The organism is Microcoleus sp. PH2017_08_TRC_O_A, from assembly GCF_020738665.1.
In the GTDB taxonomy this organism is placed as follows: domain Bacteria; phylum Cyanobacteriota; class Cyanobacteriia; order Cyanobacteriales; family Microcoleaceae; genus Microcoleus.
Map to the genome: position 1 here is coordinate 29428 of NZ_JAEQCE010000002.1, position 11578 is coordinate 41005.

Annotated in this window: 12 protein-coding genes and 1 pseudogene; 12 read left to right on the forward strand and 1 reads right to left on the reverse strand. The window is 45.6% G+C overall.

All coding sequences use genetic code 11. The features are described 5' to 3' along the window. Positions 1-7: 7 nt before the first annotated feature. The 12 genes and pseudogenes from JGK22_RS00980 (at position 8) to JGK22_RS01030 (ending at position 7358) form a co-directional block, all read left to right on the forward strand. Entirely contained in the window at positions 8-736 is a 729-nt protein-coding gene (locus tag JGK22_RS00980) for an alpha/beta hydrolase (protein ID WP_293204203.1), read from the forward strand. Between the two features lie 72 nt (positions 737-808). Next, entirely contained in the window at positions 809-1270 is a 462-nt protein-coding gene (locus JGK22_RS00985) for an SDR family oxidoreductase (RefSeq protein WP_293204201.1), read from the forward strand. A 132-nt stretch (positions 1271-1402) separates the two neighbouring features. Next, positions 1403-2086, forward strand: a complete 684-nt coding sequence (locus JGK22_RS00990; RefSeq protein WP_293312173.1) for a type 1 glutamine amidotransferase domain-containing protein — start codon at positions 1403-1405, stop codon at positions 2084-2086. Positions 2087-2234: 148 nt separating this feature from the next. Beyond that, positions 2235-3071 (forward strand): alpha/beta hydrolase, encoded by an 837-nt coding sequence (locus JGK22_RS00995; RefSeq protein WP_293204198.1) that lies wholly within the window; start codon positions 2235-2237, stop codon positions 3069-3071. A 137-nt stretch (positions 3072-3208) separates the two neighbouring features. Then, on the forward strand, positions 3209-4156 hold the full coding sequence (locus tag JGK22_RS01000; RefSeq protein ID WP_293204196.1) for a pirin family protein: 948 nt from the start codon (positions 3209-3211) through the stop codon (positions 4154-4156). Further along, complete coding sequence (locus JGK22_RS01005; RefSeq protein WP_293204194.1) at positions 4131-4313, forward strand: isochorismatase family protein; 183 nt, start codon at positions 4131-4133, stop codon at positions 4311-4313. Before JGK22_RS01000 ends, JGK22_RS01005 begins: the two co-directional genes overlap by 26 nt. Continuing rightward, a complete protein-coding gene (locus tag JGK22_RS01010; RefSeq protein WP_293204192.1) occupies positions 4279-4857 on the forward strand; it encodes an antibiotic biosynthesis monooxygenase in 579 nt (192 codons plus the stop codon). Before JGK22_RS01005 ends, JGK22_RS01010 begins: the two co-directional genes overlap by 35 nt. A 44-nt stretch (positions 4858-4901) precedes the next feature. Next, positions 4902-5036, forward strand: a pseudogene (locus JGK22_RS33175) (CPBP family glutamic-type intramembrane protease); the annotation flags it as partial. Between the two features lie 86 nt (positions 5037-5122). Next, on the forward strand, positions 5123-5524 hold the full coding sequence (locus JGK22_RS01015) for a RidA family protein (RefSeq protein ID WP_293204190.1): 402 nt from the start codon (positions 5123-5125) through the stop codon (positions 5522-5524). 49 nt (positions 5525-5573) lie between these two features. Beyond that, positions 5574-5747 carry an NAD(P)H-dependent oxidoreductase gene (locus JGK22_RS01020; RefSeq protein ID WP_293204188.1) on the forward strand — a complete coding sequence of 58 codons (174 nt, stop codon included), beginning with the start codon at positions 5574-5576 and terminating at the stop codon, positions 5745-5747. Between the two features lie 154 nt (positions 5748-5901). Continuing rightward, positions 5902-6303, forward strand: a complete 402-nt coding sequence (locus JGK22_RS01025) for a VOC family protein (protein WP_293204186.1) — start codon at positions 5902-5904, stop codon at positions 6301-6303. 92 nt (positions 6304-6395) lie between these two features. Then, positions 6396-7358, forward strand: a complete 963-nt coding sequence (locus JGK22_RS01030) for a pyridoxamine 5'-phosphate oxidase family protein (protein ID WP_293204184.1) — start codon at positions 6396-6398, stop codon at positions 7356-7358. Between the two features lie 207 nt (positions 7359-7565). Here JGK22_RS01030 and JGK22_RS01035 read toward each other — a convergent pair whose 3' ends face one another. Beyond that, positions 7566-11531 (reverse strand): hypothetical protein, encoded by a 3966-nt coding sequence (locus JGK22_RS01035; protein ID WP_293204182.1) that lies wholly within the window; start codon positions 11529-11531, stop codon positions 7566-7568. Positions 11532-11578 lie beyond the last annotated feature (47 nt).

The window sequence follows — 11578 nt, forward strand, 5'->3', positions numbered from 1 at the left end:
TTATCCAATGTCAATTTTTGTCTTAGTTCATGGCTCCTGGCATGATGGTTCTGCTTGGAAACCAGTCATTGACCAGCTAGAAGCTAAAGGACATCTAGCTTTTGCTCCTACGATCGCTGGACACGGGAAAGGCGCGAACAAAAACGTTAACCATGCTCAATGTACACAATCGATCGTCGATTACATCCTTGATAAAGACTTAACCGATATTGTCCTATTAGGACATAGTTTCGGCGGGACAATTATTGCGAAAGTTGCCGAAGCAATTCCTCATCGTATTCGACGGCTCATCTTCTTCAATGCCTTTGTCCTCAAGGATGGGGAGAGCCTTAGAAATAACATCCCGCCCGACTCTCAAGCGTTATTCGACAATCTAGCGAGAGAATCGGACAATCGTACGATAATGATGCCTTTTGAGGTTTGGCGAGAAGCGTTTCTCAACGACGCTGACCTAGAATTGGCTAAATCCAGTTACGCACAATTATTACCTGAACCGTATCAACCGTTAATTGACAAGTTGGACTTGAAGCAGTTTTACTCGCTGCCCATTCTCAAAAGTTACCTCTACTGTACAGAAGATAATGTCCTCCCTCAAGGCGAACAGTGGGGTTGGCATCCGAGAATGTCTAGCCGCTTGGGGCTATTTCGGCTCGTGCAAATGCCTGGTAGCCATGAGGTAATGTTTTCTAACCCGATCGGTTTAGCAGAAAAGATTATTGTGGCAGGGCGCGACTAGCAACATGATGGTTTCATCATAAAACAAACGAGTTGCCGTTCTTTGAGAAGTAGAAAAATAGCTCGAACACCGTTGAGTGAATTAAGTTACAACACAGAATCTGAATACGATCACATTATGAACGTCAATGTCAAAGGCGTTTGGTTGTCGATGAAATATGAAATCGCTCAGATGTTGAAACAGGGAAGTGGTGCAATCGTCAATACGGCATCTGCGGTTGGAGTCGTTGCACTTCCTAACATACTCCTCTACACCGCGAGTAAGCATGCGGTCGTAGGTTTGACAAAAGCTGCTGCACTCCAATATGCCAAAGCGGGTATTCGCATCAATGGCGTTGCACCAGGGTCAATCCAAACAGATATGTTTGAAGCCGCTACAGATGAAGCCAAAGCTTACTTGGCAGGACTTCACCCGATCGGACGAGTTGGAACACCGCTTGAAGTTGCAAATGCAGTCCTGTTTTTATCATCTGACCTGGCATCGTTCATAACAGGTGAAACGTTGATGGTAGATGGTGGGTATGTAGCGCAGTAGTCGATCGGCAGTGCGACACGTTGCGATCGAGTAGCGATCGAACCCGATATGTTCTCACACTAACACTGAAGGCGAATCAGGTGTGATGCAGCGAGAAAGACCGTGTTTGAGTTCTTAAAAAGGAGGTTTGCTATGAAGATTCTCATTGTTCTCACGTCTCATGACCAACTTGGCGATACCGGAAAGAAAACTGGTTTCTGGCTGGAAGAGTTTGCTGCTCCCTATTACGTGCTGAAGGATGCAGGAGCAGAGATCGCGGTGGCCTCACCGGAGGGCGGTCTGCCGCCGCTCGATCCGAAAAGCGAGGTACCCGAGTTCCAGACCGAATTAACGCAGCGCTTCCGCACAGACACCGCAGCGCAGGCTGAACTTGCCAACACGAAAAAGCTAGCCGACGTGTCCGCAGACGATTTCGATGCAGTTTTCTACCCCGGCGGACATGGCCCGATGTGGGACATGCCCGACAACGCGACATCGATCGCACTGATCGAAGCCTTTGTGAAGTCCGACAAGCCAGTCGGTGCAGTGTGTCACGCGCCAGTCGCGTTGGTCAATGTGCGCGGAAAGGACGGCGAGTATCTGGTCAAAGGCAAGCGCGTGACTGGGTTCACGAATGCAGAAGAAGAAGCGGTGGGCTTGAGTGCGATCGTGCCTTTCTTGTTGGAAGACCGGCTAAAGGAACGAGGTAGCATCTACAGCAAAACCGCCAACTGGGTTCCCTATGTCCAAGTGGACGGGAGGCTCGTGATCGGCCAGAATCCGGCATCTTCGGGACCCGCAGCGGAAGAGTTACTGAAGTTGCTTCGCTCTGTTTGATCTGTGCGGACGGCGCGTTGTCCTCACTCTGGGAGGTTCTCTCAGGATGAACCTTCGGAACAATCGATCTAAGCACAGGAGCCGTACTGCCAAGCAACGCTTTCACACAGACAAAAACACACCATCGATTTACACAGGAGAAACTCTCATGTCTTACATTACCGTTGGTCAAGAAAACTCTGTAAACATTGATATCTATTACGAAGATCTGGGAACAGGTCAACCCATTGTACTGATTCATGGATTTCCATTGAACGGACATTCCTGGGAGAAGCAGGTCTTGGTTCTGCTGAACGAAGGATATCGGGTGATTACCTACGATCGCAGAGGATTTGGTGCTTCTAGTCAACCCTCATTTGGCTATGACTACGATACCTTTGCCGCAGATTTGAACGTGCTGATGACCAAGCTTGACTTGCATGACGCTGTGTTAGTCGGCTTCTCAATGGGAACAGGTGAAGTCACGCGCTATCTTGGCAAATATGGCTCAGAGCGTGTGCAGAAAGCCGTGCTGATGGCGACCGTGCCGCCCTTCCTACTGAAGACCGATGATAATCCTGAAGGTGTCGATCGAAGCGTTTTCGATGGCATTATGAAAGCGATCGTTGAAGACCGTCCAGCTTACTTTTCTGAATTTTTCAAAGCGTTCTTCAATGTGGATGTGTTGCTGGGCGATCGCATCAGCAACGATGCCATTCAAGCCAGTTGGAATGTTGCCGTAGGTGCGTCTGCCAAGGGAACGTTGGATTGTGTACCGTCCTGGCTCACCGATTTCCGCGATGATCTGCCTCGCATTGATGTACCAACCCTAATTATTCATGGAGATAGCGATCGCATTTTGCCGCTTGAGTCCACCGCAGCAAGACTTCCGAAGCTGATTAAAAACAGTCAACTTGTTGTCATCCCTGGCGGACCGCACGCCATCAATTGGACTCATGCCGATCAGGTCAATCCCGTGTTGCTGGACTTTCTTCAGCAGAAATAATCGCTAACCTGCCGCATTTCTGACTTGTGAAAAACTCTGTGATTCACCCTGTTGAGTCAAGCTCACACGCTAGGGCGTGTCTGCAAAGTAAATAAACAAAACTAAGATTGTATCTTCGTCCACAACGCCAACTAAGAATGGATCGTACAAAAATGAGTATTCAGCAATTAATCACGCCTGAAAAGCACGACTTAGGTGAGTTTAGCGTACAGCGCATCTTGCCGAGTGAAACCTTAAAAATGGTTGGACCTTTCATCTTCTTTGATCACTTAGGCCCAGCTACTTTCCCGGCGGGAAAAGGCGTCGATGTTAGACCCCATCCACACATCAATTTAGCGACGGTTACCTATTTGTTTGAAGGAAGCCTTCTGCATAGAGATAGTCTAGGTACAGTACAAGAGATTTTTCCGGGCGAGGTGAACTGGATGACAGCGGGCAAAGGTATTGTTCATTCTGAGCGATCGCCCGAGAGCTTTAGAGAGAAAGAATCTACTCTTCACGGCATTCAGACCTGGATTGCCCTCCCCGAAATCGCCGAAGAAGTTGAACCCAGCTTTTCACATTATCCGGCGACTGATTTACCGAGGTGGATTCAAACAGGCACCAGCGCGACCTTGATCGCCGGTAGCTACCAGTCTCACCAATCACCAGTTAAAACCTACTCTGCGACTCTTTACCTAGCGCTCGTTTTCACGGAGGGTAGTCAATTTCAGCTAGCCCCAATAGAAGGTTTTGAAAGGGCAGTTTATAGCGTCACATCCGGCCTATTCGTAAATGGAAAGCCTTTAGAGCCATATCGTCTAGCCGTTTTAGCGCCGGATGAATCAGTAGATATTCGGGCGGAGGCTGAGGCAAAAGCAATGATTATCGGCGGGGCACCAGTGGGCGATCGCACAAAGTACTGGAACTTTGTGTCGAGCCGCTCAGCGCGTATCGACCAGGCAAAACGAGATTGGCAAGACCGTCGCTTCCCGGCGGTTCCCGGTGAAACTGAATTCATTCCGCTCCCTGATAATTCAGATCACGGTAGTAGCGCTTTACACCGAGATCTGTCTCGCAATGCCAGCAATCCAGGCGCTTGGTGAGGGTTATGAAGTATTCATCGTTACTGATGCTTCGGACGGTGTTACTGCGGAAGCTCATGACATGGCTGTTCGCCGTATGGTTCAGGCTGGTGTAATTCCAATCAACTGGAGGGACAAATTCGATGTTGGAAGAATCTTTAACCATTGGCACAGATGAAGACTCTCAAGTCACGGCAATTATCTCTCATGTCGTGCGACCCGGACGCGAACAAGGCTACGAAGAGTGGTTTCATGGCATTGCCGCCGATGCCCGAAAAATTAAGGGACATCTTGGGGTTAGCACGATTCGCCCTCCCGATCACGCCCATCCTGAGTATGTCGTGATCCTCAAGTTCGATCGCTACGACAACCTCAAAACCTGGCTAGAGTCGGATGTCCGGCGCGAATGGATTGAGCGATTGCAGCCATTAATTGAAAAACCAGAGTCGATTCAAACCTTAACCGGATTGGAAACCTGGTTTAGCCTACCGAATAAATCCCTCAAAGCCCCTCCACCGAAGTACAAAATGGCGATCGTGACCTGGTTAGGAGTCTTCGTTACTCTGGCTATCGTCAGTCGATTGCTCACTCCGATTCTATCTAGCCTACCAATTCTACTCAATCAACTGATCACCACTGGACTCGTAGTCGCCCTGCTCACCTACCTGATTATGCCCCGCCTAACCCAGCTATTTAAGCACTGGCTCTACCCTAAACCCTAACCTTTCCCCTTCCCTTTTCTCATGCATGGGATCAACTACACCTTCCCGTAGCCGTGGTGGCGGGTCTCGCCACCGCCGAGATCTTCCGCCGCAGTGGATCGATCTGGCCCGGTCTCGTCGTCCACGTCGTTTTCAACCTGCCCTCGTTTCTGCTCGTAGTGCTTACCAGCATAGGCTGACCTGGCACCTCCTCAAGTCAATTAGATCTTGCAAGCTGTCTCAAGCAGCGCGAGATAGAGTCAAACTTACTGAATAAAGAAATACCATGAAAAAGCCCGAGTTTTTTATTACCCCCGGCTATGGGGAATACATGCTGAATGAATTGCATTACTCGCAAGCGGTAAAAATTGGCGATCGAGTGGAAACATCAGGCCAAGGCGGCTGGGATGACGATCTGCAAATTCCCGAATCGCTCGCGGACGAGATTGCCCAGGCGTTTCGGAACGTAGAGCGAACCTTGGCGGCTGCCGGTGCGGGTTGGGAGCATGTTGTCCACGTTAATTCTTACCATGTTGGTGGGTTTCCCCCGGAGGTTAACGAGGTAATGGTCAGGCTATATCGCCATTACATGCCCAACCACGCCCCAATTTGGACACAGGTAGGAGTCGCAGCTCTTGGACTGCCAACGATGCGCATTGAAATCCGCGTTACTGCAATTGTTCAGTGAGTTTTGCATAAGCGGTAGCTTACTGTCTAGATGAAATTGAAATTTCTGGTTGAGGCACCATGCAAGCATTCTGCACGTTGATTCAAGTCCACGCGGCGATCGCTCTAAATCTCGCAAGTTGGCCAAAGAGTCTATGGCTGAGTGGCAAGACCTGCATCCTGATGATGTGATTACCTATCGTGATTTAAGACAAACGCCAGTTCCTCACGTCACCGAAGACTGAATTGCGGCTGTTTTTACTCCTCCAGAAACACTGATTTCAGAAATGGCTGAACTAATGATTTTGCGCTAACGGGTTACTAAAATGACCTCCTACACTCTCCACGGAGGACATCATCAAACCTTAATTCGACCAATTCATTACAGGAAATTAACTGATGGCTATGACTCAAGGCGCTCACCACATTGGGCTCACCGTTCCAAACATAACGGCAACCCGTGATTTCTTTGTTGATGTTTTAGAATTCAAGCAAGTGGGTGAAGTTCTATCCTATCCAGCTTTGTTCCTCTCGGACGGTACTACGCTGCTAACGCTCTGGCAAGCAGCCGACCCTAACATTGCGACTCCGTTCGATCGCAAGAACAACATTGGGCTGCACCACTTCGCCCTGAAAGTACAAAATCTAGAAACACTAAATTTCCTCTACCAAACACTGGCAACAGCAGAAGGAGTGCAAATCGAGTTTCCCCCTGAGCCTCTCGGTGAAGGTCTTATCCATCATATGATGTTCTACATCCCTGGTGGCATTCGCATGGAGTTGATTGCTCCAGTCTCCTAATGATTTGTTGAAAATCCGTGCAATCACCCGACAACTCTCATTTCACAATACAGAACCAGTCAAGCACAGGATGATTAAGGAGCAAAGAAATTATGGCAATTCCAGGTTGGAGTCGCAGCGAATCGCCCTTTCATGTCGGTGAAAGGGCGATTCAAGCTCGATTGGGAGCACAGGAACAGATGGATAAGATGGGACGACGGGTAATTCGAGAATTTCTCTTAGAACAGCACCGTCAGTTCTTTACTCAGTTGACCTATGTACTTGTGGGAACCGTGGATGCCGCAGGCAATCCTTGGGCATCCATTTTGGTAGGCGAACCAGGTTTTCTTTCCTCCCCCGACGATCGCACCTTACGAGTGGCTACCAAACCTTTATTTGGTGATCCCTTAGCAACTACTCTTGCAGACGGCATCGACATCGGCTTGTTAGGTATTGAACTACATACTCGTCGCCGCAACCGTATGAACGGTGTTGTGACTGCAACCCATGCCAATGGCTTTGAAGTGCGTGTGGGACAAAGCTTTGGCAACTGTCCTCAATATATTCAAGCTCGAATGTGTTTACTACAGGGGTTTGATCTAACAGCCCCCAAACCAGTACACAAGCTAACAGCATTGTCACAACCGGAACAAATCACGATCGCGGCAGCAGACACCTTCTTCATTGCCACTGCCTATCAGGATGCTTCAGCAGGAGGCGCTAGTGGGGTCGATGTCTCCCATCGGGGAGGTAAACCTGGTTTTGTAAGAATCGATGATGACCATACCTTGACTGTTCCCGATTTTTCTGGCAATTGTCACTTCAATACTTTTGGTAATTTGGAGTTAAATCCACGGGCTGGGATGTTGTTCATAGACTTTGAGCAGGGCAACTTGCTATATCTCACAGGTACTGCTGAAGTGATTTGGGAAGGGGATGAAATTCTCACCTATGAAGGAGCAGAGCGTCTATTTCGCTTCCGTTTAGAGGAAGGTTATCGAGTTGACGGAAGTTTACCTTTACGGTGGTCACTCCCAGAATTGTCGCCTCACCTCGAACAAACTGGTTCATGGTAATTGTTATCCGTCTTCGTTTGTAGGGCATATCTAAAACTGACTCTATTTTTAGAGGCGTATTGACTAATTGCGCCATTCATTTTGCGCCATTCATTTGCGAATTGCGTCAAATCTTTCGCTCATTCACAGCAACACTTTAAGCCCACATTCCGCACCCCCAAGGGGCGCGAAATGTGGGCTTAAAGTGTGGTGATTCTTGACAGTCTGCTAAAGTTGTATTTCCTTTTTAGCCGTAATTTTGTAGGATTCGAGGAATTGCTTCTGCTCTTCTGACAAGTTAATTATTGCTGCATTTTTTCCCAATTCCCGCGAATAGATTGTAGAATTATCTCTAGCTCGAATTACGGTAAGACTTTCAGTTTCTTTGCAGTAAGTAGCTAATAAAGTATTTTGGATAAAGGGAGTTCTGGGGCTATAATTGTTGTCGGTTGCAGCTTGCACGGCCGCAGCAATTAGGTTTTTTTCCCAAGCAGGTATGAGCGGTGAATTGTCTGTACTTTGTTGTAGCATTTTTTGAGGCTCTGAAGTAGCGAGATCATTTTCAGTGTCTTTAATACCATAGAATTTGTATAGCAGTAAAGATGCCCTATTCGGAAGTGGTGGAGATTCTCTGAGCTTTTGGAAATACGGACTATCGGTAGATAAATCTTTGGCAATTGGCGAACCAAATTGCTTAGATAGAGATGACATTATTTGAGGCAGTAGATTTTCGGGGTTTAGATGAAAAACTGCATACCCCCGGCGAGTTTCTTCTGTAACAGACGCATCTAACGGATTTATCTCGGAATGCTGTATTTTGTAATCTTTAAAAAACTTGCGTGCCGTTTCGGATTTTCTCAAGCTAACAGCAATCCCTAGCACAGATTGCTCTGTTATTTTTCCATTGATCAAAGTTGGTTTTTTGAATTCATAAAATAAAGTAGGAGGTGAGTTCATGTTTTGTATTATTTGCTGTGCCACGGCGAGTCTTTCTGCATTATTCAGTGTTTGATAGTTTGGTATTTGACTATTGACTGCCTGATTATTGACTGTTTGACTATTGACTGCCTGATTATTGACTGTTTGATTATTGACTGTTTGACTATTGACTGCTTGATTATTGACTGTTTGATTATTGACTGCCTGATTATTGACTGTTTGATTATTGACTGCCTGATTATTGACTGTTTGATTATTGACTGTTTGATTATTGACTGCCTGATTATTGACTGTTTGATTATTGACTGTTTGATTATTGACTGCCTGATTATTGACTGCTTGACTATTGACTGTGTTGTTAACTATTTCATTATTAACTTCTTTTTCTTTTAACCATCTAATAGGATACTGTATAGAATTTGGATCTATAGAAGCTATAAGAGTAGTAGAATTAAATTTTATGTATGCCTTAAAAGAAAGTCCTGTTAGTTTCCCTGCGTCGAATTCTTTTTTCAACATTTCGTCGCTTTTCCCTTGCTGTTGGTTGTAGAAGGCTTTCATTAGGGCTATTTTAGATTCTTTCTGGTTGGGTGTAAACACCCCCAAGACTTTTAATCCGCATTCAGTAGTAACTGCGGCACAAATTTCAGGCTTTTGTTGAATATTTACTGAAACTTCCGCCATTGTTCCTTGAAAGCGCAAATCTTTATAATAGCCAATAAGATTTTGTTTTCTAGCACATAGAATATTACCTGTTCTGCTTTTTGCCACTGTATACGTGCCGTTACTTATTCCGTAAGTAGTCAGTTCGGCGGTGAAAGAAAAATTGTTGTGCAGGCAATTATTTTTACTGAGCGATTCTATTGAGGTTTCGTCGAGTTCGCCGATAACTTTACCAGATGTTTCAAGTAAATATTTAGGTTTATTGAGCGCTTGGATTGTAATAGTGTATTCTCGGTCTAATAGAGAACTTTGTCCGCCAAATTCGCATTCTGCAACCTTACCGACTTTAATTCGATCGTCCAAACCAGTTACGTGCAGTTCAGCCGTTTTTGCGATCGCAGGAATTAGCTTAGCGCGGGCAGTAGTTCCAACTGGTAACTGCGCCGAATTTTCAGAGACAGTACCCGCTGTGATGTACCTACCGTCTTTCATTATTTGCAAGGTTTTTTTACCCTGAGTTGTGTAGTTTTCACGCTCGTCGGCTGCTGTCGCGTCCGTTTTAATTTCAGTATTTTTACGATGGTGAGTTTGGGAATTGTTGCGCTCGTTGATTGTTGTCGCGTCCGTTCTAATTTCAGCATTTTTACGATTGTGAGTTGGGGAGTTATTACCCTCGTTGATTGTTGTCGCGTCCGTTTTAATTTCAGCATTTTTAAGATTGTGAGTTGGGTAGTTTTCGCGCTCGTCGGTTGTTGTCGCGTCCGTTCTAATTTCAGCATTTTTACGATTGTGAATTTGGGAGTTTTCGCCATTTTCGGTTTGGGCAGCATCAATTCTGATTTCAGCATTTTCGATGCAGTTATTTATTTTGATGTCTGCACTATTTAACTCGCCGATAGTTAGTTCCTTAAATTGAAGTTCGTTGAGTCGATCGACAATTTGAGAAGTCCAAGTAGCAAAAACAAAATTTTGCGTTTTTTTTCTGCTATCATGGTTGAGTTCTGGTGCACAACACAAGTGCCAAGTAGCAGCAGCCATAGCATTAGTTTCACCTTTCAAACTGCACTCACTTTGAAAACTATCTGGTATTTCCGCTGCTTGTTTGAAAATTAAATTACAGTCAGTTTCAGTTAAAGCTTGTACTACTTTGACATTTTGCAGTCGAAAATACTTCGTTCCTTCAATTTTTCCGGGGATATCGAGTAGCTTTCTGCTGCTTTCGCTGAGCGTGCCGAGTTTAACCCATTTATCAGAGCCTTCTGAGTCTTTTGTTTTTCCTAAAACACAAGTTTTGTGGCTGTTTGAAGTAGATCCACCGTAGTTTTCATTGGTAACTAGCAGGATTTCCAACGACGATCGGTTTTTGAAACGTTCCGGGTATTTGCTTAAGGCAACATTGGTAATTTCTACACTAATCCCAGTTTCTGTTTGTGCAGTTAAATAAGGGCCCTTTTCAGTCTGCAACCGTAGTTTAGCTGCAACGGCAGAGTTGAAAAGAGAGTCAAAAGCAGCTTTTGTTTCCCTGCAAGTATTATACTGTTCTGGTGTGTAATAGTATTTCTCTCCTGGTTCTGCTTCTGGAAATAGGTTGCGAAATTGGTAAAATGGTCGCGCTTCGAGTTCCGATGCTTGTAATAAAGGGTTGAGAGATTGTATTATCGATTCTTTTAAGCTGTAGCCATTGGGTTCTATGACTTTTCCTTCTAAGTATATGTCGGGCAATTTTTTATCTTGCAAGTAATTGGGATTTCGGTGGCACAGATTTCTGTACTGGCCGATCGTAATTTCGTCGGCTGGAGTAGCACTTTTTTTAGAATCTACAGCTATTTGATTTTGCAGTAACAGTTGTGGCGTTATCTGAAACCGCAGAAATTTTCTATAGGTTTCAAGGCCAGTTTTAACTTGTTCCGGCGGAATGCGAAACAGAAGTTTATCTTCGCAGCATAGCTTGCAGTCTAGGACATCCCGCTCGATTTGACTAGCGTCGGCTGAGATTAAAGAAGCCATTGTCGGATGGGTTGAGGAACTGTGTATGTTGGCTAGCTCTCTGACAGTTGATATAAGCGTGTCCGGTATGTTTTTTTCGGGTTTAGCCGTGTAATTATTGTTTAGCTTTTGTTTAAATTGATTAGAAACATCGCGAATGTAATCTTCTTTCTGCTGGGCGCTGAATGTACTCTGCACTGCTACTACTTCTGATTCAACAGATGCAGTACATTTGACAGCAGAATTGGCAATCTCTGTCCATTTATTTGCCATAAATAGGGCAATTTCAGGCAGTGTTTTATTGGGTTTACCCGGTACGTCAAAGGAAACTTTTGGTAATTTGGGAGTAGGTGGGTGAGCGTTTTGCGGAGTTTGAGATTCTATAAGATTTAGAGCCGTATAAGGCCAATCTGAAGCCTTCGCGAAGCATTTAGAGTCTCCGTCATAGTCTTCTCCTGCGAGCTTGCTGTACGTGTCTAAAGGCAGGGATTGTAACAGTAAATTATGCCAAGCATCTTGTTGAGATTTGATGGCTTTCAGTTGTTTTTTAGTAGGCTCGCTTTGCAGTTGAGATATTTCGCGCTTCGCCCATGCTTGGGAGAACAATCGACATTTCCGCCAATTTTCCCGCAGTTTCCGCAGTTTTGAATTTT

Coding starts and splice junctions, on each gene's coding strand:
- JGK22_RS00980 (WP_293204203.1), top strand. CDS start 8: ATGTCAATTTTTGTCTTAGTTCATGGCTCCTGGCATGATGGTTCTGCT.
- JGK22_RS01025 (WP_293204186.1), top strand. CDS start 5,902: ATGGCTATGACTCAAGGCGCTCACCACATTGGGCTCACCGTTCCAAAC.
- JGK22_RS01005 (WP_293204194.1), top strand. CDS start 4,131: ATGCCAGCAATCCAGGCGCTTGGTGAGGGTTATGAAGTATTCATCGTT.
- JGK22_RS01015 (WP_293204190.1), top strand. CDS start 5,123: ATGAAAAAGCCCGAGTTTTTTATTACCCCCGGCTATGGGGAATACATG.
- JGK22_RS00995 (WP_293204198.1), top strand. CDS start 2,235: ATGTCTTACATTACCGTTGGTCAAGAAAACTCTGTAAACATTGATATC.
- JGK22_RS01010 (WP_293204192.1), top strand. CDS start 4,279: ATGTTGGAAGAATCTTTAACCATTGGCACAGATGAAGACTCTCAAGTC.
- JGK22_RS01030 (WP_293204184.1), top strand. CDS start 6,396: ATGGCAATTCCAGGTTGGAGTCGCAGCGAATCGCCCTTTCATGTCGGT.
- JGK22_RS00990 (WP_293312173.1), top strand. CDS start 1,403: ATGAAGATTCTCATTGTTCTCACGTCTCATGACCAACTTGGCGATACC.
- JGK22_RS01000 (WP_293204196.1), top strand. CDS start 3,209: ATGGATCGTACAAAAATGAGTATTCAGCAATTAATCACGCCTGAAAAG.